At 68.2% G+C, this 23,617-nt stretch carries 24 protein-coding genes and 2 pseudogenes; 13 read left to right on the top strand and 13 right to left on the bottom strand.

From position 1 onward, the window contains the following. Positions 1-89: 89 nt before the first annotated feature. The 3 genes from L2X99_RS17940 (at position 90) to L2X99_RS12415 (ending at position 2,298) form a co-directional block, all read left to right on the top strand. The gene (locus L2X99_RS17940) at positions 90-761 is read left to right on the top strand and encodes a trehalase family glycosidase (RefSeq protein ID WP_268928513.1); all 672 of its coding nucleotides are present in this window, start codon (positions 90-92) and stop codon (positions 759-761) included. Then, positions 671-1,624, top strand: coding sequence for a trehalase family glycosidase (locus tag L2X99_RS17935; protein WP_442923447.1), 954 nt, complete (start codon positions 671-673; stop codon positions 1,622-1,624). Before L2X99_RS17940 ends, L2X99_RS17935 begins: the two co-directional genes overlap by 91 nt. A gap of 191 nt (positions 1,625-1,815) precedes the next feature. Further along, complete coding sequence (locus L2X99_RS12415) at positions 1,816-2,298, top strand: YciE/YciF ferroxidase family protein (protein WP_236126463.1); 483 nt, start codon at positions 1,816-1,818, stop codon at positions 2,296-2,298. A 221-nt stretch (positions 2,299-2,519) separates the two neighbouring features. On the opposite strand, the gene L2X99_RS12410 is transcribed toward L2X99_RS12415, so the two are convergent. Then, positions 2,520-2,864, bottom strand: a complete 345-nt coding sequence (locus L2X99_RS12410) for a nuclear transport factor 2 family protein (RefSeq protein WP_236126464.1) — start codon at positions 2,862-2,864, stop codon at positions 2,520-2,522. 390 nt (positions 2,865-3,254) lie between these two features. Between L2X99_RS12410 and L2X99_RS12405 the strand changes: the two genes are divergently transcribed. Then, positions 3,255-3,416, top strand: coding sequence for a hypothetical protein (locus tag L2X99_RS12405; RefSeq protein WP_236126465.1), 162 nt, complete (start codon positions 3,255-3,257; stop codon positions 3,414-3,416). On the opposite strand, the gene L2X99_RS12400 is transcribed toward L2X99_RS12405, so the two are convergent. Then, positions 3,413-4,012 carry a zinc-binding alcohol dehydrogenase gene (locus L2X99_RS12400; RefSeq protein WP_236126466.1) on the bottom strand — a complete coding sequence of 200 codons (600 nt, stop codon included), beginning with the start codon at positions 4,010-4,012 and terminating at the stop codon, positions 3,413-3,415. The genes L2X99_RS12405 and L2X99_RS12400 overlap by 4 nt on opposite strands. A 135-nt stretch (positions 4,013-4,147) precedes the next feature. On the opposite strand from L2X99_RS12400, the gene purM reads away from it, so the two are divergent. The 3 genes and pseudogenes from purM to L2X99_RS12385 all read left to right on the top strand — a co-directional run bounded on the left by purM (position 4,148) and on the right by L2X99_RS12385 (position 8,103). Continuing rightward, positions 4,148-5,263: a phosphoribosylformylglycinamidine cyclo-ligase gene (gene purM, locus L2X99_RS12395; protein ID WP_236126467.1), complete on the top strand. Its 1,116-nt coding sequence runs from the start codon at positions 4,148-4,150 to the stop codon at positions 5,261-5,263. A gap of 6 nt (positions 5,264-5,269) precedes the next feature. Continuing rightward, positions 5,270-6,737 (top strand): annotated as a pseudogene (gene purF / locus L2X99_RS12390) (amidophosphoribosyltransferase). Between the two features lie 13 nt (positions 6,738-6,750). Then, a complete protein-coding gene (locus L2X99_RS12385; RefSeq protein ID WP_236135187.1) occupies positions 6,751-8,103 on the top strand; it encodes an MFS transporter in 1,353 nt (450 codons plus the stop codon). A gap of 92 nt (positions 8,104-8,195) precedes the next feature. On the opposite strand, the gene L2X99_RS12380 is transcribed toward L2X99_RS12385, so the two are convergent. Then, positions 8,196-9,191, bottom strand: coding sequence for an RNA polymerase sigma factor (locus L2X99_RS12380; RefSeq protein ID WP_236126471.1), 996 nt, complete (start codon positions 9,189-9,191; stop codon positions 8,196-8,198). Between the two features lie 162 nt (positions 9,192-9,353). Here L2X99_RS12380 and L2X99_RS12375 point away from each other — a divergent pair, with 162 nt between their 5' ends. Continuing rightward, positions 9,354-9,911, top strand: a complete 558-nt coding sequence (locus tag L2X99_RS12375; RefSeq protein ID WP_236126472.1) for a hypothetical protein — start codon at positions 9,354-9,356, stop codon at positions 9,909-9,911. A gap of 7 nt (positions 9,912-9,918) precedes the next feature. After that, entirely contained in the window at positions 9,919-10,551 is a 633-nt protein-coding gene (locus L2X99_RS12370) for a hypothetical protein (protein ID WP_236126473.1), read from the top strand. A gap of 88 nt (positions 10,552-10,639) precedes the next feature. On the opposite strand, the gene L2X99_RS12365 is transcribed toward L2X99_RS12370, so the two are convergent. Both L2X99_RS12365 and L2X99_RS12360 read right to left on the bottom strand, forming a co-directional pair. After that, a complete protein-coding gene (locus tag L2X99_RS12365; protein WP_236126474.1) occupies positions 10,640-11,422 on the bottom strand; it encodes an MOSC domain-containing protein in 783 nt (260 codons plus the stop codon). Next, positions 11,422-11,478 (bottom strand): annotated as a pseudogene (locus tag L2X99_RS12360) (hypothetical protein); the annotation flags it as partial. The gene L2X99_RS12365 and the pseudogene L2X99_RS12360, both read right to left, overlap by 1 nt. Before the next feature lie 51 nt (positions 11,479-11,529). On the opposite strand from L2X99_RS12360, the gene L2X99_RS12355 reads away from it, so the two are divergent. Both L2X99_RS12355 and L2X99_RS12350 read left to right on the top strand, forming a co-directional pair. Further along, positions 11,530-11,997, top strand: a complete 468-nt coding sequence (locus L2X99_RS12355) for an XRE family transcriptional regulator (protein WP_236126475.1) — start codon at positions 11,530-11,532, stop codon at positions 11,995-11,997. Next, positions 11,994-12,344: an antitoxin gene (locus L2X99_RS12350; RefSeq protein ID WP_236135186.1), complete on the top strand. Its 351-nt coding sequence runs from the start codon at positions 11,994-11,996 to the stop codon at positions 12,342-12,344. Before L2X99_RS12355 ends, L2X99_RS12350 begins: the two co-directional genes overlap by 4 nt. Positions 12,345-12,351: 7 nt before the next feature. Here L2X99_RS12350 and L2X99_RS12345 read toward each other — a convergent pair whose 3' ends face one another. The 4 genes from L2X99_RS12345 to L2X99_RS12330 form a co-directional block, all read right to left on the bottom strand. After that, on the bottom strand, positions 12,352-14,058 hold the full coding sequence (locus L2X99_RS12345; RefSeq protein ID WP_236126477.1) for a glycoside hydrolase family 35 protein: 1,707 nt from the start codon (positions 14,056-14,058) through the stop codon (positions 12,352-12,354). Positions 14,059-14,125: 67 nt separating this feature from the next. Continuing rightward, positions 14,126-15,481, bottom strand: a complete 1,356-nt coding sequence (locus tag L2X99_RS12340) for an ABC transporter substrate-binding protein (RefSeq protein ID WP_236135185.1) — start codon at positions 15,479-15,481, stop codon at positions 14,126-14,128. Between the two features lie 50 nt (positions 15,482-15,531). After that, a complete protein-coding gene (locus L2X99_RS12335; RefSeq protein ID WP_236126478.1) occupies positions 15,532-16,395 on the bottom strand; it encodes a carbohydrate ABC transporter permease in 864 nt (287 codons plus the stop codon). Further along, the gene (locus L2X99_RS12330) at positions 16,395-17,303 is read right to left on the bottom strand and encodes a carbohydrate ABC transporter permease (protein ID WP_236126479.1); all 909 of its coding nucleotides are present in this window, start codon (positions 17,301-17,303) and stop codon (positions 16,395-16,397) included. The genes L2X99_RS12335 and L2X99_RS12330 overlap by 1 nt, the downstream gene beginning before the upstream one ends. A gap of 108 nt (positions 17,304-17,411) precedes the next feature. On the opposite strand from L2X99_RS12330, the gene L2X99_RS12325 reads away from it, so the two are divergent. Then, positions 17,412-18,434, top strand: coding sequence for a LacI family DNA-binding transcriptional regulator (locus L2X99_RS12325; protein ID WP_236135184.1), 1,023 nt, complete (start codon positions 17,412-17,414; stop codon positions 18,432-18,434). 81 nt (positions 18,435-18,515) lie between these two features. On the opposite strand, the gene L2X99_RS12320 is transcribed toward L2X99_RS12325, so the two are convergent. Beyond that, complete coding sequence (locus tag L2X99_RS12320; protein ID WP_236126480.1) at positions 18,516-18,704, bottom strand: DUF3073 domain-containing protein; 189 nt, start codon at positions 18,702-18,704, stop codon at positions 18,516-18,518. Between the two features lie 154 nt (positions 18,705-18,858). Between L2X99_RS12320 and L2X99_RS12315 the strand changes: the two genes are divergently transcribed. Then, on the top strand, positions 18,859-19,404 hold the full coding sequence (locus L2X99_RS12315) for a universal stress protein (protein WP_236126481.1): 546 nt from the start codon (positions 18,859-18,861) through the stop codon (positions 19,402-19,404). Between the two features lie 119 nt (positions 19,405-19,523). Here L2X99_RS12315 and L2X99_RS12310 read toward each other — a convergent pair whose 3' ends face one another. The 3 genes from L2X99_RS12310 to L2X99_RS12300 all read right to left on the bottom strand — a co-directional run bounded on the left by L2X99_RS12310 (position 19,524) and on the right by L2X99_RS12300 (position 23,597). Beyond that, positions 19,524-20,153: a PadR family transcriptional regulator gene (locus L2X99_RS12310; protein ID WP_236126482.1), complete on the bottom strand. Its 630-nt coding sequence runs from the start codon at positions 20,151-20,153 to the stop codon at positions 19,524-19,526. After that, positions 20,150-20,995 carry a DUF4097 family beta strand repeat-containing protein gene (locus L2X99_RS12305; RefSeq protein ID WP_236126483.1) on the bottom strand — a complete coding sequence of 282 codons (846 nt, stop codon included), beginning with the start codon at positions 20,993-20,995 and terminating at the stop codon, positions 20,150-20,152. The genes L2X99_RS12310 and L2X99_RS12305 overlap by 4 nt, the downstream gene beginning before the upstream one ends. A gap of 190 nt (positions 20,996-21,185) precedes the next feature. Continuing rightward, positions 21,186-23,597, bottom strand: a complete 2,412-nt coding sequence (locus L2X99_RS12300) for a glycogen/starch/alpha-glucan phosphorylase (RefSeq protein ID WP_236135183.1) — start codon at positions 23,595-23,597, stop codon at positions 21,186-21,188. Positions 23,598-23,617 lie beyond the last annotated feature (20 nt).

Below are 23,617 nucleotides of genomic sequence, written 5' to 3'. Positions count from 1 at the left end.
CCAGGTCTCCGAGTCGAGCGTAGAAGCCGACATCACCCTCGGTGCGCCCCTGAAGCGCGGCAGCTTCCGAAGCGAAGTGGATGCGAGTGGTGAGCCGGGACGTCTCTGCTGGCCCTGAGGCGGATCCGCTGAGTCCCGCCGATCGATATCAGGAACTGTTCACTGCGGTGCAAAAGGGACGCGTCTTCGCAGACAGCAAGACATTTGTCGACTGCGTTCCGACCGGCGACCCACGAACGATTCTCAGTGCTTACCGGCGCGAGAACAAGAAGGCCGGCTTCCAACTGGACCGGTTCGTGCACGAGCACTTCGAACTGCCCGACCTGCCGGCGGCCGGCTTCACCGCCATCCATGGCGAGACCATGGTCGATCACATTCGACGTCTGTGGAACGTGCTGCTTCGGGAGCCTGCACCGCCGCGAGGCGGAGGATCGCTGCTCCCGCTTGAGCATCCGTACGTCGTACCGGGAGGCCGGTTCCGTGAGCTCTACTACTGGGATTCGTACTTCACGATGCTGGGGCTGGCCGCACGCGGTCTCACCGATCTCGTCAAGGGGATGACCGACAACTTCGCCGACCTCATCGATAGCTACGGGCACGTACCGAACGCGAACCGCAGCTACTATTCGAGCCGGTCCCAGCCGCCGCTGTTCGTGTTCATGGTGCACCTGTGCGTCGGGATCGGAGCGACGACGGGGAGGAGTACTACGACCAGCTGCGGCAGGAGTACAGCTGGTGGATGGATGGTGTCGACGATCTGAGGGAGGGGCAGGCTCATCGGCATTGCGTTCGCCTGCCTGATGGTGCCGTCTTGAACCGCTACTGGGACGACCGGGATACGCCGCGGGAGGAGTCCTTCATCGAGGATGTGACCACGGCCCAGCGTTCGTCGCGCCCGGCGCACGAGGTCTATCGGGATCTGCGTGCGGCGGCCGCGTCCGGGTGGGACTTCAGCTCTCGATGGTGCGAGTCACCGGATGAGCTTGCCACGACTGTGACGACGCGGATCGCGCCGGTGGACCTCAACAGCTTTCTCTACGAACTCGAGCACGTCATCGCCGGACTCGCCGACCGCGCCGGCGACGACGCAGACGCGGCGTTCTTCCACGAGCGCGCGGCAGACCGGAAGGCCGCTATCAACACCTGGTTGTGGGATACGGCCGACGGTGCCTACTGCGACCTCGATCTGTCCGTCAACGAGAGACGAACCTCCCTCACTGCTGCATGCGTTGCCCCATTGTGGGTCGGTGTTGCCTCTGATCAGCAAGCGGAACGAACGGCAGCGACGGTCAGGAAGCGATTGCTGCGTCCGGGAGGACTCGGCACCAGCGAACACGCCACCGGCCAGCAGTGGGATCGACCCAATGGGTGGGCGCCTCTCCAGTGGATCGCGGTCAAGGGTCTCGAACGCTACAACCAGCCGCTTGCCGGCGAGATCGCCGAGCGTTGGCTGCGTGGCGTGCGGGCTGTGTATGAGAAGCAGCAGAAGCTCGTCGAGAAATACGCCATGCTGCATGCGCCGGAAGCGACAGAAGGCGGTGGTGGAGGTGAGTACCCGTTGCAGGACGGCTTCGGCTGGACCAACGGAGTTGTCGCGGCGCTGCTCAAAGATGCAGCGAAGTAGGGCGTCACGCCTTCATCCATGGCCCGAGCAGAAGCAACCAGCGTGCGAACGGCGCCACGTCGACCGGATCACAGGACCACGGCAAGCATGATCGAGTGCGGGTGGCAAGCCCCTGGCGAGACGCGGGCACGTCGCGGAAGGTGAGGCACGTTGTCGTCCGCCCGGACGACTCCCGCCGTCAAGGAGGAACCATGGTCCAGCAGACCCTCGACACCCCGACAGACTTGCTGCACTTCCAGTTGCGCACAGCGGTGACGATGGAGAACGACTCGCTCGCCGCGCTCGGCGAGCTGGCCGGAGCCGCCAAGAGCGCGGAGGTGAAGAAGCTGTTTCGTCATCACGCTGACGAGACTCGCGAGCAGCTCGCGAATCTCGAGAAGATCTTCGCTCAACTCGAGTACAAGCAGACGACCGCGCCCTCCCCAAGCACCAAGGGAATCTCCAAGCAAGCGGCGTCCCTGCTCGAGCGCAGCAGCACGAAGCTGCGCGACCAGGTCGCCGTCTCCTGTGCACTCGGCAACGAGCACTACGAGATCTCCGCATATCAGGGCCTCATCCTGCCAGCGCGGACCATGGGTCTGTCTGATGTCGTAACCCCGCTGACCGCGAACCTCGAGCAGGAGACGCACACCAGCGAGGAGCTCCGCAAAACGCTGGAGAAGATCGTCGCGTAATGGCCCCATCCGCGACACCGGTCATCGAACATGCGACCGCGCGGCGAACGAGATTCTTCATCGGCCCGGCAACCAGGTCGAAACGACTTCCGCAGGGGACTGACCCTCAGCGTCCACACCGGCATAACAAGCACAATGCCGACGTGCGCGGGCCTGTGCGTTGGCGCTCCGACCCGATCACGCGACGACCGCGTTGGTCCGCAGCAGCGATCGACGCTTTATCATTCTCGTGAACGGACCGTGTAGTGGATGCTCTGCATGACGATTGCCCCGTTCTGTATGACGAAGCTGTCGGCACCGTCGCGCACCATGCTGTCTTCGTGATCGGCAGTCCATTCCAGGAACCCGTAGTCGCCGTCGATCACCGTTTCGGCGTAGGTGAACGTGCCAGAACCGACGAGCCGGTCCAGTTCTGCGGCGCATGCGCGCACGCCCTCATGGCCGCGATAAACCCCGGATCCTGTGAGCAGGACGATATCGGAGGCGTAGTTGCGCAAGTCCGCGTCGAGGTCACCCTCCAAGCGCCGCATCAGGTGGTCGTGGACCACTTCGGTTGTCGTTCGCATCAGATCACCTCACTCGATACTGCACGTGCACGCCTGCTGTCTGCAGGGGCTTGACAGGAGCCGACGGCCACGAGGCGGCTGGTGGCCGCGGGCGCCGGTGTGGGCGGCGGCCTGCTGATCGCACGTCGCCGCGGTGCGGGGGCTCGGGCGGAGACGACCGGCGCGGACGTCTGAGACCGTGCGGATCGCCCTCGGGGGAGGGCGATCCGCATCCGTATGACCGTGGGACAATGGATGCATGGCACGCAACGCATCCCGTGAGACCGTCGAGGCGAGGGTCCGCCCCGTGCCGCGCTACGGCGTGTTCATGGGCCTCGGCGCCGTGCTCGGCGTCATCGTCGCCCTGATCCTCACCGCCGTGGGCAGCTACGAGCCCTCAGAGGCCGTCGGGTGTCGTACCCCGCCGGTCAGGTGTTCGGCTTCATGCTGCTGTGGACCGCGCCGATCGGGGTCGCCCTCGGCGGTGTGGTCGCGCTGGTGCTCGACCGTCGTGCCCGCCGCCACGCCCGCGTCGTGCGGGTGCAGCACGAGCACGTCAAGCCGGAGGCCTAGGCCAATTCGCCGATCACCGGCCTGATCGCCGAATCGAACGCGACGACGTCGCGGCGCAGCCCGTCGGTGACGGCCACGGTCAACGCGCCGATCCACCAGATGCCGCGCTGCGAGAGCGGCAGCACCTGCACGTTCAGCTCGAACGAGTGCGCACGCCGTCCGATCTCGCGCTCGAACTCCGCGATGGCGCTCGCATAGGCGCGGTACGAGTCACCCGATGAGTTCACCGTCGCCACGTACCGGCGGTGGGCGTCGTGAGCGAACCTCAGGGCGGTGTCGGCATGCGGCGCTATCGCCGTGCGCAGCTCCTCGGCGCCGGTCGCCGGCAGTGCCACCATCGTGTCGAATCCGTCGACCAGCTCCAGGGGCACATCGCTGCGATGCGCCCGGGGTTCGACGGTCATGTCCCAGTACGCGCGCCACTGCTCCTCGACCGCGTCGTCGGCCTCAGGGGCATCCGGTGCGCGCACCTCGAGTCCGCGCAGGGCGGGCATCTCCTCCGGTTCACGCACGCCCAGGAGCTGTCGCAGTGCGAGCGCGATGAGCACCGGTGTGCCCGCGTCCTCGCGGATCAGCCACTGCGGCTTCTCGCTCATGGCCCCATCGTAGGAGACACCTTTCCTGAGGGGTCAAGATCTGCGGCATCCGCGCCTTGGAACCCGACGATTTCCGACCGTTCGATGCCCGGACGCCCGGAACTTCCCCAGTCATCGAGCCGGTAGGCTGTTCTGGTGGCAGACTCCACCACCAATCCCTACGCAGCAGCCGGCGTCGACACGGCTGCCGGCGATCTCGCCGTCGAACTCATGAAGTCCTCCGTGCGCGCGACGCACGGCCCCGAGGTCCTCGGCGGCGTCGGCGGATTCGCGGGCCTCTTCGACGCGAGCGCGCTGCGCGACCACCGGCATCCGCTGCTCGCGACCAGCACCGACGGCGTCGGCACGAAAGTCGCGATCGCGCAGGCGATCGACAAGCACGACACGATCGGGCAGGACCTGGTCGGCATGGTCGTGGACGACATCGTCGTGGTCGGTGCGAAGCCGCTGTTCATGACCGACTACATCGCCTGCGGCAAGGTCGTGCCGAACCGCATCGCCGACATCGTGCGAGGCATCGCGGACGCCTGCACGGCCACCGGCACCGCGCTCGTCGGCGGCGAGACCGCCGAGCACCCCGGTCTGCTCGGTCCCGACGACTACGACGTCGCCGGCGCCGCGACGGGCGTCGTCGAGAAGGATGCCGTGCTCGGCGCCGAGCTCGTGCGCGACGGCGACGCCGTCATCGCGCTGGCCTCGAGCGGACTGCACTCCAACGGCTTCTCGCTGGTGCGGCACATCCTCACCGGCGCCGGCATCGGGTACCAGGATGAGGCCTCAGACCTCGGAGCCACGTGGGGCGAGGCGCTCCTCGAGCCGACCCGCCTGTACACGCTGCCGCTGCTGAAGCTCATCGACCAGCTTCCCGGCGCCGTGCACTCCCTCAGTCACGTCACCGGCGGCGGCATCGCCGCCAACCTCGCCCGCGTGCTGCCTCAGGGCAGCTGGGCCGAGGTCGACCGTGCCACCTGGTCGCCCGACCCGGTGTTCCGCGTGCTGGCCGACATCGCCGGCACTCCGCTGGAGCAGACCGAGGGCACCTGGAACCTGGGCATCGGCTTCCTCGCGATCGTCGACGGCGCGCAGGCGGATGCCGCGATCGCGGCCGTCGAGGCGCAGGGCATCGCCGCCTGGCGTGCCGGCACGGTGCACATCGGTGCGCGTCCGGCCGGAGAATTCGAGATCGGCGCCAAGGGCGTCGACGGCGGAGCGGTGCGCCTGGTGGGCGCTTACCGGGACGGAGCGAAGTAACACCCCATGTGCGGCATCGTCGGAATGGTCGGCAACGGACCGGTCAACCAGGACATCTACGACGCTCTCCTGCTGCTGCAGCACCGCGGGCAGGATGCCACCGGCATCGCCACCGCCGGAGTCGACCGGCGTCATGCACACGGCGAAGGCGCAGGGCATGGTGCGCGAGTCGTTCCGCACCCGCGACATGCGCGCGCTGCTGGGCAGCGTGGGCCTCGGTCACGTGCGCTACGCGACGAAGGGCACCGCCTCCAGTGAGGAGGAGATGCAGCCGTTCTACGTGAACTCGCCGTACGGCATCGTGCTCATCCACAACGGCAACCTCACCAACACGCGCGAGCTCACCGCCGAGATGGAGCAGCGCGACCGCCGGCACCTCAACTCGTCGAGCGACACCGAGCTGCTGCTGAACGTGCTGGCGCACGAGCTGCAGACCACCACCTCGCCGGTCGATCTCGAACCCGAGCGCATCTTCGAGGCCGTGGCCAACACCCACAAGCGCATCGAGGGGGCCTATGCGGTGATCGCCATCATCGCCGGCTACGGTCTGCTCGCGTTCCGCGACCCGTTCGGCATCCGGCCGCTGATCCTCGGACGCCGCACGACGGCCGACCCGGGCGACTCCGACGAGTGGGTCGTCACCAGCGAGTCGCTGGTGCTCGAGAACGCCGACTACGAGATCGTGCGCGAGGTCGCCCCCGGCGAGGCCGTCTTCATCAGCAACGACGGCGAGATGTTCTCGAAGCAGTGCTCGGAGAACCCCGTGCTCACCCCCTGTGCGTTCGAGTACGTGTACCTCGCGCGCCCCGACTCGGTGATGAACGGCGTCTCGGTGTACGAGTCGCGGCTGAGGATGGGCGAGAAGCTCGCCGACACCATCGCCAAGCACGTGCCGCGCGACGAGATCGACGTGGTCATGCCGATCCCCGACTCGTCGCGCCCCGCCGCGATGGAGGTCGCCCGCAAGCTCGGCATCGAGTACCGCGAGGGCTTCTACAAGAACCGCTACGTGGGACGCACGTTCATCATGCCCGGTCAGGCGGTGCGCAAGAAGAGCGTGCGGCAGAAGCTGAACGCCATGTCGACCGAGTTCCAGGGCAAGAACGTGCTGCTCATCGACGACTCGATCGTGCGCGGCACCACGAGCAAGCAGATCATCCAGATGGCGCGGGATGCCGGTGCGCTGTCGGTGACCTTCGCGTCGGCGGCGCCTCCGGTGCGCTACCCGCACGTGTACGGCATCAACATGCCGTCTAAGCACGAGCTCATCGCCCACGGCCGTACGATCCCCGAGATCGCCGACGAGCTGGGCTGCGACCACATCGTCTTCCAGGAGGTCGACGATCTCAAAGCGGCGATCACCGAGGGCACCGAGCTGGCCGATCTCGACATGAGCTGCTTCGACGGCCGCTACGTCACCGGCACGGTCACCGACGAGTACCTGGACTGGGTGGAGAGGTCGCAGACCTCGTGACGTCCGGTCTTCTATGACTGGGTCCCTGAGCCCGTCGAAGGGTCGCCCGCTCTGGCACGGGCGCACCCTCGCGGTGCTCGGCATCGTGCTGCTGGCGTTCTCGCTGCGCTCGGCGGTCGCGTCGCTCTCGCCGGTCGTCGACCTGATCGCGGCGGACTTCCCGGTGCCGCCGGTCGTGCTCGGTCTCATCGGCGCGGCTCCGCCGGTCTGCTACGCCGTGTTCGGCCTGGCGACGCCCTGGCTGGAGCAGCGGCTCGGGCTCGAGCGGCTGACGGTCCTCGCGTCGGCGCTCATCACCGCGGGACTCGTGGCGCGCGGCTTCGCGGTCGACTCGGTCACCCTGATCGCGGCGACGGCGCTGGTGTTCGCAGGCGTCGGCGCCGGCAACATCCTGCTGCCGCCGCTGGTGAAGAAGTACTTCCCCGACCGGCTCGGCCTGATGATGACCGTGTACTCGGTGGCGATGGCGACCTCGACGTTCCTGCCGCCTCTGGTCGCCGTGCCGGTGGCGGATGCAGCGGGCTGGCGCATCTCGCTCGCGGAGTGGGCGGTGTTCGCGGTGGCGTCGATGATCCCGTGGATCGTGCTGATGCTGCGGGACAAGTCCCGGGTCGTTGAGCGAGCGAAGCGAGACGAAACGCTCCAGGACCCAGGCGAAGACGTTTCGTCTCCGGTCGCTTCGCTCCCTTCGCGGGGCGACCAAGAATTCGAGTCCGTCACCGGCCCCGTCGCCGTCGCGCCAGCCGATTCCCGCATCCTGCATCGTCTGCCGCGGCTGCCGCTCGCGTGGGCGATGACGTTCGTGTTCGGCGTCTCGGCGTCGATGGCGTACGTGTCGTTCGGATGGCTGCCGCAGGTGATCGCGGATGTCGGCGGCGTGTCCGCCGCGGAGGCGGGCTTCCTGCTCGGCGTGTTCTCGGTGATGGCGCTGCCGTGCTCGCTCGTGGTCCCCGGACTCACCGTGAAGTTCGCCTGGGCGACGCCGATGCTGCTGCTCACCTCGGTGGTGACCGGATCGATCGGCCTGCTCGGCCTGGTGCTCGCGCCGCAGGCGTTCCTGTACGGCTGGGTCGTGCTGTACGGCCTGACCGGCATCATGTTCCCGATGAGCCTGGCGCTGCTCAGCATCCGCGCCCGCACGCACGAGAGCGCGGTCGCGCTGAGCGGATTCGTGCAGAGTCTCGGCTACGCCTTCGCCGCGGTCTTCCCGATCCTGTTCGGCGTGCTGCACGGCGCGACCGGCGGATGGCAGGTTCCGCTGCTGATGATGGTCGCGCTGCTCGTGGCCGCTGTGCCGGCGGGCGTCATGATCGCACGTCCGATGACGGTCGAGGATGCGTGGACGCGCCGCCACGGGAAGTGGTGACCCGTGGGGCGCTGAGCTGGTGGGTCACTGAGGGCGTGGGTCGCTGAGCTCGTCGAAGCGTCAGGGCTGCGAAGCGTCAGGGCTGCGAAGCGTCAGGGCTGGGCGAGTCGCAGGGTCAGGCAGTCCGTCTCGCCGTCCGCGGGGAACACGCCGAGCCGGCCGTCTGCGAGTACGCAGGTGAACAGCTCGGGCACGCGGTAGTCGCCGCCGTCCTTCGGGCCGGTCAGGCTGAACACGCCGGCCCGCCAGGCGGCGCCGCACTGCGCCTCGGCGGCGGTGACGCGCTCGGTCATGCCGGGCAGCGGGCCGATGATGCCGTCCGTGGGAGCGTCGGCGACGTCGGAGAACGCCGAGGACGTGTCCGCGGCCTGATAGCAGACCGAGCCGGACTTCTCGGTGTCGGTGGCCTGCACGACGGCGAGGGCTCCGCCGGTGAGCAGCACCGCGGCGAGGGTGCTGCCGGCGAGGGTCGTGATGCGCGCCTGCCTGCGGCGCACCGCATCCTTGACAGAGATCCGTTTGCGGATCTCTTCGAACTGAGCCGCGTAGTACTCCTCGACCTCAGCCATCGCCGTCCCCCTCAGCGCGGCAGTCCCTCCGCGCAGGCGAGTCAGCCAGTCACGGAGCATGCCGCAGTTCGGCCGCGCCCTCCGCACGGCCTGCCTGTATGTGAGCCCGTGCGTGAGGCACTGGCCGATGATCTCCCGGTCGACCGCGCCGAGGCGGGCGACCGCGGCTTCGAGCGTAGCGGTCAGGTCGTCATTCGCAACAGGGTCGGTGTCGGTGCCCGGAGTTCCCGCCGGCACGGAGGCGGGCTGTGCGGCGGTCCTGGCGAGGTTCGCGCTCGCGACCCGCTCCTGGGCGATCGACAGCATCCACGGCAGCGCCGAGCGCCCCGGCATACGGCGCACGTCGAGCCGTTCCCAGGCGAGGGTGAACACCTCCTGCAGCACCTCGTCGACGTCGTCCGGGTCGGCGAGACGGGAGCGGATGAGCGCGTGCACCGCCGGCACATGGCGGTGGAACAGGGTCTGGAAGGCATCCGCGTCGCCATGACGGAACGCCGCCACCAGGGTGCGATCGGTCACGAGGTCGGCGGGGCGGAGTTCTCGGGTGTGCCCTCCATCTCCTCTATTGTCGCCGTAACTCCGGAAAATGGCTTCCCGTCGGACGAACTCGGGTCGCTGAGCTTGTCGAAGCGCCCCGCACACGGCACGCTGAGAGGACACACGGCAGGGAAGAGGGATGCGATGAAGCGCAAGGGAATCACAGCGTCGGCGGCGGCGGTGTTCGGAGTGGCGATGCTGCTCGCATCGGCGCCGGGTGCGGGAGCGGGAACCGTGCAGGCGGATGCCGCACCGGACACGAAGCCCGAACAGCACTGCGCGCAGAACATCGACACCGGCAGTCTGGTCTGTGCGGCATCCGAGGACCAGCTCGCCGAGACCGTCTACGACGAGACCGGGAAGGTGCTCGTCTATCAGCAGAACGGCACGCTGGCCCGGGCGGCGGTGAGCCCGGCGGCGACGTACGTGATCGCCACGATCTACTCGTACCCGAACTACGGCGGCAGCTCGCGCACGATCACCGGCTCGACGCCGTGCAGCTCCGGCGGTGCCTACAACTACCGCGACCTGTCTCTGATCGGCTGGAACAACGACATCGACTCGTTCAAGAGCTTCGCGGGCTGCATGACCAAGCTCTGGGACGCCACGAACTTCGCCGGCAGCGCTGCCTACGGCTATTACACGAACGTCTCGGATGCGGGTTCGTGGCGCAACCGCGCCTCTTCGGTCCGCTGGCAGTGAGTCACGGGTGCTGACCTGGTCTGGTCAGGTTGGGTCGCTGAGCCTGTCGAAGCGCTACGCGCGCCTCAAGATGCGCACCGGGGCAGGTCGAGTCTCTGTCGCACTCGCGATCGTCGTCATGGCGCTCGTCGGGTGCACCTCGGTCGTGCCCTCGCAGTCCGCCGGTGACTACCCGGCCTACGATGAGCAGTCTCTCGTCGAGGCGTCGATCCTGGTGATCGAGGGCACGCCCGTCGCGACGGAGAAAGTCGTGCTGACGCCGCGCCACGAGGGCGACTCTGCCAAGGAGAACCCGCTGCTCGGGCTCTCGGATGACGAGAAGAAGCGGGCCATGGACGAGGGCGGCGTCCCCGCGACGGCGGTGACGCTCGAGGTCACTGCTGCGCATCGGGGACAGGCCGCCGTCGGCGACGAGGTCGTGATCGTTCAGACCGACGGCTCCTCATCCGAACCGCCGCTGCAGGAGTCCGAGCACTACCTGCTGTTCGCGAGGGACGGCTTCGACAGGACGTACGTGATCCTCGGCGGCTCCGCGGGGATGTACGTCGCCGTCGGCGACGGCTCCTACCGCGCCGTGCAGACGGATGCCGCGCCCTTCGAGAGCCTCACGTCGACGGATGCCGCTGCGCTGGTGAAGTGAACGGTGCTCGGGTCGCTGAGCTTGTCGAAGCGACAACTGAGAGTGACGAACGGATGAATGCGAGGCAATGTCCCATAGACGTTGCTCCTCAGCCGACGACGACCTCGTCGCCCACGCGGATCACCCCGCCGCGGCCGCTGAGGTCGTCGACGTCGCCGCTGACCACGCCGGACTCGCCCTGCAGCAGCAGCAGGCGTCCGAGCGTCGGCTCGGCCTGGCCCACGCGCCTGGTGAGCGTGGTGAGCACCTTCGCATCGCGCTCGCCGGTGTCGGGATTCGCATGCGTGGCGAGGCAGCGCACGATCGGCCCCTGAGTCTTCAGGCGCACCTCGCCGATGCGCACCTCGCCGCTCCAGCGCAGCTCGTCCCAGGCATCCACGCCGTCGATCACGATGTTGGAGCGGAATCGCCGGTCATCGATGCCCATCTCGAGAGCGTCGCCGAGCGCGGCGACGCTGGCCGTGCTGTGCACCGAAACGTAGCCGCGCGGTCGGTCCTGGAACCGCGATCGAGCGCCGTCACCGACCAGCGCGAGCGGCAGCCGGCCCGGGCGGCCGAGCCGCTTGCCGTCTGCGGTGGCGAGCACGTACTCGGTCAGGGTCTCGACGAGCTCGGCGCGGCCGTCATCGTCGAGACCGGCCTCGACCAGCACCGCGTCGTCATGGCTCATCTGCACGCGCAGCGCCTCGTGGTCGTAGCGCAGCCGCAGCGCGGCCAGGGCGGGGAACGACTCCAGCGCGAGCCCCTTCGACTTCGGCCAGTAGTGCAGCCCGTCGTCGTCGAGCTCGGGGTCGCGGCATCCGCGAACCGGAACGCCAGCACGCGGTCCCCGGCGATCCGGCCGTCCGCCTGCACGGTCAGCTCCTCGCACTGCTCCGGGGTGAACCCCTTGACGGGATAGCGGTACAGGGCGACGACGCGGGGCATACGACCTATCCTTTCAGGTCGCAGTTATACCAGCGCTGGTATCATGTTGACATGAAGGTGGACGTCGGTGCAGCTCCGGGTCTCGTGCGCACAGCACGAGAGGATGCCGGTCTGACGCAGCGCGCCCTCGCCGAGGCCGTCGGGCTGCGTCAGTCGAACATCGCCGCGATCGAGGCCGGCACCAGGCCGGTGTCCCGCGAGATGCTGGAACGCATCCTGATCGCAGCCGGTTATCGGCCCTCACTGTCTCTCGCCGCGCACGTCGACGCATTGAAAGCACTGGGCGCGGAACTCGGCATCGCCAACATACGCGTCTTCGGCTCGGTCGCGCGCGGCGAGGACCGTCACTCCTCCGACATCGATCTGCTCGTCGATCTGCAGCCCAGCAGCATCCCGTTCCGGCTCGGGGTATTCGCCGGCGAATCCGAGGAGATGCTCGGCTTCGGAGTCGACGTGGTCGTCGACCGAGGGGAGCGGCCGGGGCTCGCGCACATCCGTGAGACGGCGGTTCCGCTGTGAGCCGGCGGCCGAGCCCACGGGATCTGCTCTCTGACGAGCTTGACAAGATCTCCTCGCGCATCCGCCACACAACTGCAGACGGGCGGGACGCGTTCTTCGACGGCTCGGCTTCCTACGATCATGCGGTTGTGGCGATCGTCCGGCTGGCCGCGCTGTTCGAAGACGGTGCGCGCTACGGAGAACTGCTCTCGGCGGCCACACCCCGTGAGCGGATCGGCATCGCGCACACCCGCAACATCGCGGCGCATCGGGGATACGCAGCCATGGACGACGAACTTTTCTGGCAGACCGTGACCGTCGACATGCCCGCATTCATCGCGAAGCTGCGTGACGAAAACGGACTGTAGGTGCTGCTCACTCCTCGATAGGACCGAGCACAGCGGATGCGAGGAAGGATGCCACGGGGCTGATCACATGCTCGATCTCGAGCACGGTCACCGTGTTCTCGCCTGCACTGGTCACCGGTGCGGGCACGTACAGCGTGCGCTGCGGTCCGCTGCGCCAGTAACGGCCGAGCGGGAATCCGTTCACGAACGCGAACCCCTTGCCCCAGGCGGTCGTGTCGAGGAACAGGTCGGCGGACCGATCCAGCGAGAACGAGCCGTCGAAGACCGTCGGAGCGCCCGAGCGGACCGGCGCGGTCGCGGTGTCCGCCGAGACCTCCACAGGGGTCGCCGTCCATCCCGTCAGCACAGCCCCGTCGAGCGTCGCGGGGGCGATGAGGCCCTTCGCCTCGCCGAGCAGGCGGCCGTAATTGACCCTGCCCTGCTCCTCGACGAGCACGCTCACGGTCTCACCCGTCGGAATCGCCAGCGACCGCTCGCCGAGCGTGCGCGACAAGCGCCCGACGGGGACACCGTCGACACGGACCCAGGCGAGGTCGCGCACCTCGCCGAAGACGAGCAGTCCGCCGCGGCCGTGCAGGGGTGCGTCGTACCGAACCATCGGAGTGAGCACTCCCAGCGCGTCGAACGTCGGCGGCTCGTCGTGTGCGGCGGCCCCGGCCCCGGCGGCCCACGATCCTCGCGCCACCAGTGACACGTCGAACGCCGGAGCGGGCCCAGCATCAGCCAGATCGAGCGGCGGCACAGTCGCATACTTCGCGATGACTTCGCGGAAGGCGTGGAACTTCGGCGTCAGCCCGCCGGACTCGTCGAGCGGGGCGTCGTAGTCGTACGACGTCACCAGCGGCAGATACCGCCCCTTGTGGTTGGCGCCGCCTGTGGCGCCGAAGTTCGTGCCGCCGTGGAACATGTACACGTTGACCGAGGCCCCCGCTGCCAGCAGTTCGTCGAGAGCGGATGCGGCAGTCGCGGCATCCGTCGCGTGGTGCGCACCGCCCCACCAGTCGAACCAGCCGTCCCAGAACTCCGAGCACATCAGCGGCCCCGTGGGCTGCGCCGCGCGCAGTGCGGCCAGCCGCTCCGGAACGCGGGAGCCGAACGAGCCGGTGCGGTGCAACTCGTCCAGAGAGCCGTCGGTGAGCATCTTCCCGATCGGCTGATCGACGGTCGTGAGGGGCACCGTGATCCCGGCATCCCTCGTCGCGCGCACCAGCTCGCGCAGGTACTCCTTGTCGGCGCCGTAGGCGCCGTACTCGTTCTCGATCTGCACGAGGCTGACCGGTCCGCCGCGATCGATCTGCCGCGGCGCGACGATCTCGTACACGCGCCGCAGGTAGGTTCGCACCTCGTCGAGGTACGCCGCATCGGAGGAGCGCAGCCCGGTGTGCGGCAGCCAGACCGGCAGGCCGCCGTTGTGCCACTCCGCGCAGATGTACGGGCCGGGCCGCACGATGGCGTCCATGCCCTCCGCAGCGATGAGGTCGAGGAACCGGCCCAGGTCGTTCGCACCGGTGGCATCCCACTCGCCCCTGACGGGCTCGTGCGCGTTCCACGCCACGTAGGTCTCGACGGTGTTCAGCCCCATCAGCCGCGCCTTGCGGATGCGGTCCGCCCACTGATCCGGGTGCACCCGGAAGTAGTGGACCGCACCCGAGAGTACGCGGTGGGGTGCGCCGTCGCGCCGGAAGTCGGTCTCGCCGATCGAGAAGGTGGTCACGGATGCTCCAGACTGCAGCCGGTGGCGGGGAGGGCAGCGTGCGCCGCCCTCCCCGCGCACGGGCGGATCACTTGTTGACGGAGAAGCCCTGGTCGTTGCCGTACTGCACCAGTGCGTCCTGCCAGGCCGAGAGGCCTTCGTTCAGGTCGCTCCTGCTCTGGTACGCCTGCCCGACGGTGTCGCCGAAGATGCTGTTCGCGTACACCTGGTACGGCAGGTACTGCCATCCGGGCACCACGTTCTTCGCAGCATCCGCCAGCACCTTGTTGATCTCCTGGCCGCCGAAGTACTCCGGGGTGTCTCCGAGGAACTCCGGGTCGCTCAGCTGCGCGTTCGTCGACGGGAAGCCGCCGCTCTTCAGGAAGATCTCGATGCTCTCGTCGCTGTTGTTCAGCCACCACAGGAAACCCGCCGCGAGCTCGGGGTTCTCACTCTGCTTGGTGACCGCCTGGCCGCCGCCGCCGTTCTCGGCGCTGGCGGGCTGGCCGTCGTAGCTCGGCATCGGCGCGACGCGCCAGTCACCGGAGGCATCAGGAGCACCGGACATCAGGTTGCCCGGCATCCACGCACCGATCACGAGCGAGGCGAGCTTGCCGTTGCCGAGACCCTGGAACCACTCATCGCTCCAGCTGCCGTACGGGGCGACCAGGCCCTCGCCGACGAGGCGGTTCCAGTTGTCGGCCCACTTCTTGCTGCCGGCATCCTGCAGGTCGATCGTGACGTCGGTGCCCTCGGCGGTGAACGGCTTTCCGCCCGCCTGCCAGATCATCGAGGTCGCGAAGCCGGCGTCGCCGGCGTCGTTCGTGATGTACGCCTTCGGGTCGGCGGCGTGGATCTTCTTCGCCGCCTCGTAGTACTCGTCCCAGGTGGTCGGGATCTCGACGCCGGCGGCATCGAAGACGTTCTTGTTGTAGAACAGTGCCATCGGACCCGAGTCCTGCGGCAGACCGAAGACCTTGTCGCCGCTGGTGACGGAGTTCCAGGTGGATGCCGTGTAGTCCTCCTCCAGGTCGCCGAAGCCGTACACCGACAGGTCGGCGAGCGAGTCGGTCAGCGTGAACTGCGGGAAGGCGTAGTACTCGACCTGCACGACGTCCGGTGCACCGGAACCCGCCTTGATCGCGTTCTGCAGCTTGGTGTACTCGTCGTTGCCGGTGCCGACGTTGGCGAGCTTGACCTTGACGTTCGGGTAGGCCTTCTCGAAGGCGGCGACCTGGGCCTCGGCAGACGGGGTCCACGACCAGTAGGTGATCTCGCCGCCCTTCTCGAGGGCTGCCTTGATCGAGTCGAGCGAGCCGGATGCCGCCGGGCTGTCGCCGCCGGTGTCGGCTCCGCCACCGCAGCCGGCGAGCACGAGGGCGGCCACGGTGCCGACCGCGGCGACGGCGCCGATGCGCCGAGCGCGGGAGGTGAGGTGCGTCATTGCTGTGTTTCCTTCGGTCGGGTCGCCCGGGCGGGCGACGGTGTTGCGCGTCACTGCTTGACGCTGCCTGCGGCGAGGCCGGACTGCCAGAACCGCTGCAGCAGCAGGAACGCGACGACGATGGGGATGATCGTGAGGAGCGACCCCATGATCACGAGGTTGTAGATGGGCTGCGAGCCTGCGCCGATCGCCTGTGCGCTCCACTGGGTCAGTCCCACGGTGAGTGGGTACCAGTCGGGCTCGGAGAGCATGATCAGGGGCAGGAAGTAGTTGTTCCAGGTGGCGACGACCGTGAACAGCACGACCGTCACGATGCCCGGCACCAGCAGGCGCAGCGAGATCGTGAAGAAGGTGCGGAACTCGCCGGCGCCGTCGATGCGCGCCGCCTCGAGGAGCTCGGCGGGGACGGCATCCGACGCGAACGTCCAGATCAGATAGAGGCCGAACGGACTGATCAGCGAGGGGATGATGACCGCCCAGGGGGTGTTCGTCAGCCCCATCTCGCTGAACAGCAGGAAGGTGGGGACGGCGAGCGCGGTGCCGGGAACCGCGACGGCGCCGAGCACGATCGCGAACACGGCGCGACGGCCGGGAAACCGGTACTTCGCCAGGCCGTAGCCGGCGAGCGTGGCGAGCAGGGTCGCGCCGCCGGCGCCGAGCACGACGTAGAGCAGAGTGTTGCCCAGCCAGCGCACGAAGATGCCGTCGCGGTAGGTGAGGGTCTGCACCAGGTTGTCCCAGAAGGCGTTGTCGCCGGCGAACCAGAGGCCGAACGAGCTGAACAGCCCCGCCTGGGTCTTCGTCGAGCTGAACAGCAGCCAGGCCAGCGGCACGATCGTGTAGATCGCGTAGACGACCATGACGATCAGCAGGGTCTTCGAGCGGCGGGGGCTGGTCGAGGTCGCGATGGCCATCAGCGCACCTCCGCCCGCGAGCCGCGCAGCTGCACGACGTAGGCGATGATCGCCGTGATCGCGCCCATGATGATGGCGATCGTGGCGGCGTAGTTGAACTGCTGGCCGGCGAAGGACAGGGTGTACGCGTACATGTTCGGCGTGTAGAAGGTCGTGATCACGTTCGGGGCGAGCGGCCGCAGGATGTTGGGCTCGTTGAACAGCTGGAAGCTGCCGATGATCGAGAAGATCGTCGCGATCACCAGGGCGCCGCGGATGGCGGGGATCTTGATCGCGCTGACGATCCGCCACTGGCCGGCGCCGTCGATCGCGGCGGCCTCGTAGAGCTCGGAGGGGATCGTCTTCAGCGAGGAGTAGAAGATCAGCATGTTGTAGCCGACGAACTCCCAGGTGACGATGTTGCCGATCGAGACCAGCATCCATTCCCGGGCGAACGGGGTGATCAGCTCGAAGCCGAGCACTTCGTTGATGTTCGCGGTGAGGCCGAACTGGTCGCCGTAGATGTACCCCCACATGAGCACCGCGACGACGGCCGGCACGGCGTAGGGCAGGAACACCAGGATGCGGAAGAAGGGTGCTCCGCGCAGTCGTCCGCTGTCGATCGCCAGCGCCGCGCCGAGGGCGAGCGCCAGCATGATCGGCACCTGGACGACCAGGAACAGCAGCACCCGGCCGAACGCCTCCCAGAACTGCGGGTCGGTGAGCGCCGCCACGTAGTTGTCCAGTCCCACGAAGGCGTTGCCGCCGACGAGCTGCTGGCGGAACAGGCTCAGATAGAGGGCATAGGCCAGGGGAGCGAGGAAGACCAGGGCGAACACGACCATGAAGGGCGCGACGAAGGCCCACCCTCGCCAGTCGCGCCGGTCGCGCCGGTGCGCGAACTGCGGCGGTGCGGACATCGTCGTCATTGACTTCCTCTTCAGCGCGGTACCGGAGGGCTCTCCGGAATGTGTCAACGTCAACATATGCGATGCTCCGCTAGTGTGTCAACGTCAACACATTGAAAGGTGGCTGCCGTGGCATCCCACTCCTCGCATCCTCGTCGCGGGCCCTCGCTGGAGGACGTCGCGCGTGAGGCAGGAGTCTCCGGACAGACCGTGTCGCGTGTGGTGAACGGTCGCGGCTACGTCGGCGCCGCCACTCGCGAGAAGGTCACCGCTGCGATGGCGAGCCTCGGCTACCGGCCGAACTCCGCGGCCCGAGCGCTGCGCTCCGGCCGCTTCCGCACCCTCGGGGTCATCGTGTTCACGCTCGCCACCTACGGCAACCACCGCACCCTCGACGCGATCGCGGTCCGCGCGGCGCAGGCCGGCTACTCGCTGACCCTCATCCCGGTGGATCGCACCAACCAGTCCACGGTGCGAGGGGCGTTCAGCCGGCTGGCGGAGCACGCGGTCGACGGCATCATCATCCTCATCGAGGCGCACGAGCTGGACGGCTCAGAGATCGACATCCCCGCCGGAATGCCGATCGTCGTGATCGACTCGAACAAGCGGTACGAGCATCCCTTCGTCGACATCGACCAGGCGCAGGGTGCGAGACAGATCACCGAGCACCTGCTGGGGCTCGGACATGAGACTGTGCACCACATCGCCGGTCCGCCGGAGTCATATGCCGCCGAGCGCCGCAGGGAGGCGTGGCGATCGACGCTCTCGGCACAGGGGCGAGCGCCGGCGGACCCGCAGGTCGGCGACTGGTCCGCGCGTTCCGGCTACGAGGCCGGCTGCGTCCTCCGGCGCGACCCGGCTGTGACGGCCGTGTTCGCGGCGAACGACGAGATGGCGATCGGCGCCATGCGTGCGTTCCATGAGGCCGGCATCGCCCTGCCGGGCCGCGTCAGCGTCGCCGGCTTCGACGACGTTCCGGATGCGGCATACGTGTGGCCGCCGCTGACGACCGTCCGGCAGCCCTTCGAACAGGTCGGGCAGCGCGCCGTCGACGCACTGCTCACCGAACTGGACGGTGGAGACCCGGTCGATCAGGTGCTCATCGGCACCGAACTCGTGATCAGGGGCAGCACCGGAGCGCCCGGGGCCTGATCGACCTCGGCGCACGATGAAGCCCCGGAGGGACAGCATCCTGTCCAGCCGGGGCTGCAGTCGTGACGAAGAGCGGAGAGCTCAGGCTTTCTCGAGCTCGTCCTCGTCTTCGTCGGCGTACTCGTCGGCCCACTTGTCGACGTACTGGTCTTCGTCGGAACTGGGATGTCCGAGTTCACGCTCCAGTGCGGAGTAGTTGACCTCAGGACTGTATGCCTTGAGTTCGCGAGCGATCTTCGTGTGTTTCGCCTTCTGACGGCCACGGCCCATGCGCGAGACCCCCTTACGAGTTCAGCAACGGGCTGTGCGGGGCCCGATGTCTTATCCACGGCACCGGCTCGAGGCCGGTAAGAGTAGCATTCAGGATAGCACGCACGCCAGGGCACCAGCCCGGTGCGCGACACCGGTGAAGGGAGAGATCGCCATGACAGAACCCACCTCCACCCCACAGGGCGAAAGCGTCCCGAACGACGCGCTGCAGAAGGCGGTCATCGTCGGTCTGCAGCCCGGGCAGCCGGGGCATGTGCTGGACGAAGCCGTCCGGTACGCGAAGCTGCTCGGATCACCGCTCGCCGTGGTGCACGTCGACGTCAGCAGGTTCGTCACCTACGAGGACCCCGACGGCTACGTGCACTCCGCCCCCATCGATCTGAACGTCGACCTCGGCGCCGCCGAGTTCGAGGAGGTGCAGAAGGTCGCGGATGCCGCGCTGAAGGATGCCGGCATCACCTGGGCCGCACGGCAGCTCGTCGGCGACCCGGCGCTGGCCATCAAGCAGCTCGCCGACAAGCTCGACGCTCAGCTGATCGTGATCGGAACCCGCAGGCGCGGGTTCGGCGAATCGGTCCGAGAGTTCTTCACCGGTTCGGTGGCCGCGCGCCTCGCGCACCGCCAGCACCGGAACATCCTCGTGATCCCTCAGGAGGAGGAGTCCGGCAAGGAGAACAAGGACCTCTGGCCCGAGGAGTGACCCTCACCGGTCGTTGAGCGAGGGAGCCTGCGACCGAGACGAAACGCTTTCAGTTGGCCTGAGAGCGTTTCGTCTTCGCTCCTTCGTCGCTCCGCTCGACGACCACCTTCGTCGCTCGCTCAACGACCGGTGGAGAGCGCGTTCGTCACGGCCCTCGCCGCGGCATCCATGGCCGATTCGAGGTCGGTGACGACCGTCGTCGGCAGTGCGCCGCCGCGGGCGACGTGCGTGCGCAGGTCGCTGCGCACCCGGGCGCGGAAGGCATTGATCGAGGCATCCGCACGCTGCAGGTTCTCGCGCGCGATCACCCGCTCATCGTCGTACCCGGCCGACCGGTCCGGCTCGGACTTCGCCGTTCGGCGCTCGTCCTGCGCGGCGGCGGCGAGGTCGGCCCGCAGGCTCTTCATCGCCTCCTGCACGCTCTGTCGCACCTCGTTCGCGATCAGGCGCACCGAGTCGGCGAGGCCGTCCTCGATGCCGGCGAGATCCTCCTCGCGCGCGGCGAGCTCTGCACGGCCGGCATCCGTGATGGCGTAGATCGTGGTGCGGCCGTCGACCGTCTTGCTGACCAGGCCCTCCTCCTCGAGCTTGGCGAGACGGGGGTAGATCGTGCCGGCGCTGGGTGTGTACGTGCCGCCGGTGCGGTCGGTGAGGGCCTGGATGATGCCGTAGCCGTGCTGCGGCGACTCGGCGAGCAGCGACAGCAGGTACAGTCGCAGGTCGCCGTGTGAGAAGACTGCGGGACTCATGCCCCCTCCTCCCATTCCGGGTCGTCGGCGACGGTCGTCAGCGGCTTGCGCAGCACGGTGATGCCGCCCGAGACGGTGTTGGCCCGCACGTCGACGAAGCTGCCGGCGAGCTCTCCGGTGGATCCGGTGAAGTTGCTCGGACCGCTCTGCGAGCGCTGCACGCCGTCGACGGTCATGCGTCCGCTCATCGAGCGCAGCACGTAGTTGGCGGGCAGGGTCTCGTCGAGGCGGATCGTCGTGGCGCCCGACACGGTGTTGAGGTTGATGGTGTTGACGTTGCCCGACGCGTCGACCAGCACCGCACCGGAGACGGTGTCGATGGTCGCCTTGCGCACGCTGCCGGTGACGGCGACGTCGCCCGAGACGCTGTTGGCGTTGAGGGTGCCGGTGAGGCTGCGGATCTGCACGTCGCCCGAGACCGAGTTGACGGTCAGGTCGCCGGCGAGCGTGTCGACGATGATGTCGCCCGACACGGTGTTCAGGCGGGCATCGTTCTGGATGCCCGAGACCAGCGCTCCTGCGCTGACGACGCCCAGGTTCAGGGCGATGGCGCGGGGGACTGCGACGCTGATCTCGGCCTTGGGGCCTCCCGCGCCGAAGTTGCGGAACACCTCGAGGAAGTTGTCCCAGCCCAGCTGCGGGTGGTCGATCTCGACCTGGGTTCCGTCGGATTCGATCCGGAGGTCCTTGATGGTGACGCCGTGCACTTCGATGCGGATGCCCGGTTCGTCGTGCGCGACGATGTCGACTTGGCCGCCGACGAGGCCGACCTTGAGACGGGACGCCGAGGCGATGTCGATGACGCGTTCCTCGCCCGGGGCGATGAGCCACTTCTCGGTCATGTGAGTTTCTCCTGATGTGAGCGGCGATATCGAGATATATCGCGTGATACGAGGATAACACGATATATCTCGACTTTGTCAAGTCCCCCTTCCGGTCGTTGAGCGAGGGAGCGCAGCGACCGAGACGAAACGCCTTCAGCGGACCTTGGAGCGTTTCGTCTCGCTTCGCTCGCTCAAGGACCGAACGGCCTCAGGCCCAGATGCGCTCCTGGTAGTCGCGAATGGCGCGGTCGGAGGAGAAGAAGCCGCTGCGCGCGACGTTCAGGATGGCGGAGCGCGTCCAGGCGTCCTGGTCCGCGTATGCGGCCTCCACGCGGTCCTGCGCATCGGCGTAGGCGCGGTAGTCGGCGAGCACCATGTACCGGTCCTCGGTGAGCAGGTTCGACACGATCGGCTCGAAGGCGGCTCGGTCGCCGCCCGAGAACACCCCGGAGGAGATGAGGTCGAGGGCGCGCTGCGCCCCGGCATCCACGGCCTCGCCCGGCCGGTAGACGGGCGCGAGCGCCGCCACCTCGGGCTCGGTCAGGCCGAACAGGAAGAAGTTCTCGTCGCCGACACGTTCGCGGATCTCGACGTTCGCGCCGTCGTCGGTGCCGATCGTCAGCGCGCCGTTCAGCGCGAGCTTCATGTTGCCGGTGCCGGAGGCCTCCTTGCCGGCCTGCGAGATCTGCTCGGACAGGTCGGCGGCGGGGATCACGCTCTCGGCCAGCGTGACGTCGTAGTTCGCGGGGAACAGCACGCGCAGCCGACCCTCGAGCCGCTCGTCCGCGTTCACCGCTGCGGCGACCGCATTGATCAGGTGGATGATGCGCTTCGCCATCGCATATCCCGGCGCCGCCTTCGCGCCGAACAGCACAGTGCGCGGCTGCAGAGCGGATGCCGCGACGCGGCCCGACAGCACGCCCTCGTAGGCGTCCACGAGGTGCAGCACCTTCAGGAGCTGTCTCTTGTACTCGTGCAGCCGCTTGACCATCACGTCGAGCAGATGGTCCTCGTCGACGCCGGCGCCGTCGCGCGCCCGCAGCACGGCGTCGACGCTCCGCTTGTTCCCGGCCTTCACCTGCGCGAACGCGGTGCGGAAGTCGGCATCCTCGGCGAACGGCTCGAGTTCGCGCAGTCGCTCCAGGTCGGTGACCCAGTCGTCGCCGATCGCCTCGGTGATCAGCGCCGACAGGGCGGGATTCGCCAGCCGCAGGAACCGGCGCGGCGTCACGCCGTTGGTGACGTTCGTGAACTTCCGCGGGAAGAACTCCGCGAAGTCGGGCAGCACGCTCTCGCGCAGCAGCTGCGAGTGCAGCTCGGCGACGCCGTTGACCTTGGCCCCGGCGACGGTGGCGAGATGCGCCATGCGCACCGATCGCACCGGCCCCTCCGCGATGATCGACATCGCGGCGACGCGCTCCTCGCCGAGGTGCTCGCGCACGGCGGCCAGGAACTCCTCGTTGATCCGGTAGACGATCTCGAGGTGCCGGGGCAGCAGCCGTCCCAGCAGGTCGACGGGCCACACCTCGAGCGCCTCGGGAAGCAGGGTGTGGCAGGTGTAGGCGAAGCAGCGCTGCGCGATCGCCCATGCGTCGTCCCAGTCCGTGCCGTGCTCGTCGACGAGCAGCCGCATCAGCTCGGGCACGGCGATCACGGGATGGGTGTCGTTGAGCTGGAAGATCGCCCGGTCGGGCAGATCTTCGAGGGTGCCTCCGCCGGTGAGCAGGTCGTCCACGACATCGCCCACCGACGCCGCCGCGAAGAAGTACTGCTGCTGCAGCCGGAGCTCCGTGCCCTGCGGCGTGGAGTCGTCGGGGTAGAGCACCTTCGAGATGTTCTCGGCGAACGTCTTCGCGCGCACCGCGCGCTCGTAGTCGCCGGCGTTGAAGGCGGGCAGGTCGAGCGGCTCGAGCGCCTCCGCGCTCCACAGCCGCAGGATGCCGGCGCCGCTGCGGTATCCGGGCACGACGAAGTCGTACGGCACCGCGCGCACCGCCCAGCCGGTCTCGGAGTCGCCGAACCGGATCGTGCGCGCCCGCTCCGGGCGGGGGAACTCCCAGGGCGAGCCGCCGCGCATCCAGGCATCCGGATGCTCGACCTGCTGCCCGTCCTCGAAGGTCTGCCGGAAGATGCCGTACTCGTAGCGGATGCCGTAGCCGACGCTCGGCACGCCGAGTGTGGCCATCGAGTCGACGAAGCAGGCGGCCAGCCGGCCCAGGCCGCCGTTGCCGAGGCCCGGCTCGATCTCGTGTGCGCGCAGTTCGTCGAGGTCGACGCCGCAGGCGGCGAGCGCCTCGGCCGCGACATCCGCGAGGCCGGTCGCGAGCAGGCTGTTGTCGAGCTGCCGGCCCAGCAGGTACTCGGCGGAGAGATAGCAGATCGTCTTCCCCGGCCTCGCCGTGCGCTCCGTCTCGAGCCTGCGCGCGGCGAGGTGGCCGCGCACCGTGCGCACCAGGGCGAGATAGCGGTCAGCGGTCGTGGAGTCCTGGAGTGCGACGCTGCGGTCCTGCGCGAGGTTGAGCAGGAATTCGGCGACGAAACCGTCGACGGTCGCCGGCGGCGCGATCACATTCGCGAGGGCGAGCGGATGCGTCGGGAGAGGGCTCTCGGATGCGGTCACCCTATGACCGTAACCCGGGT

The organism is Microbacterium sp. KUDC0406 (assembly GCF_021582875.1).
GTDB lineage: Bacteria > Actinomycetota > Actinomycetes > Actinomycetales > Microbacteriaceae > Microbacterium.
This window is presented reverse-complemented; position numbering and strand designations above follow the sequence as displayed.

Bases quoted from the DNA above. Each gene is read 5' to 3' on its own strand.
- L2X99_RS12415 (WP_236126463.1), top strand. From the start codon at position 1,816: ATGGTCCAGCAGACCCTCGACACCCCGACAGACTTGCTGCACTTCCAG.
- L2X99_RS12410 (WP_236126464.1), bottom strand. From the start codon at position 2,864: ATGCGAACGACAACCGAAGTGGTCCACGACCACCTGATGCGGCGCTTG.
- L2X99_RS12400 (WP_236126466.1), bottom strand. From the start codon at position 4,012: ATGAGCGAGAAGCCGCAGTGGCTGATCCGCGAGGACGCGGGCACACCG.
- L2X99_RS12385 (WP_236135187.1), top strand. From the start codon at position 6,751: ATGACTGGGTCCCTGAGCCCGTCGAAGGGTCGCCCGCTCTGGCACGGG.
- L2X99_RS12375 (WP_236126472.1), top strand. From the start codon at position 9,354: ATGAAGCGCAAGGGAATCACAGCGTCGGCGGCGGCGGTGTTCGGAGTG.
- L2X99_RS12355 (WP_236126475.1), top strand. From the start codon at position 11,530: ATGAAGGTGGACGTCGGTGCAGCTCCGGGTCTCGTGCGCACAGCACGA.
- L2X99_RS12340 (WP_236135185.1), bottom strand. From the start codon at position 15,481: ATGACGCACCTCACCTCCCGCGCTCGGCGCATCGGCGCCGTCGCCGCG.
- L2X99_RS12335 (WP_236126478.1), bottom strand. From the start codon at position 16,395: ATGGCCATCGCGACCTCGACCAGCCCCCGCCGCTCGAAGACCCTGCTG.
- L2X99_RS12330 (WP_236126479.1), bottom strand. From the start codon at position 17,303: ATGACGACGATGTCCGCACCGCCGCAGTTCGCGCACCGGCGCGACCGG.
- L2X99_RS12320 (WP_236126480.1), bottom strand. From the start codon at position 18,704: ATGGGCCGTGGCCGTCAGAAGGCGAAACACACGAAGATCGCTCGCGAA.
- L2X99_RS12315 (WP_236126481.1), top strand. From the start codon at position 18,859: ATGACAGAACCCACCTCCACCCCACAGGGCGAAAGCGTCCCGAACGAC.
- L2X99_RS12310 (WP_236126482.1), bottom strand. From the start codon at position 20,153: ATGAGTCCCGCAGTCTTCTCACACGGCGACCTGCGACTGTACCTGCTG.
- L2X99_RS12305 (WP_236126483.1), bottom strand. From the start codon at position 20,995: ATGACCGAGAAGTGGCTCATCGCCCCGGGCGAGGAACGCGTCATCGAC.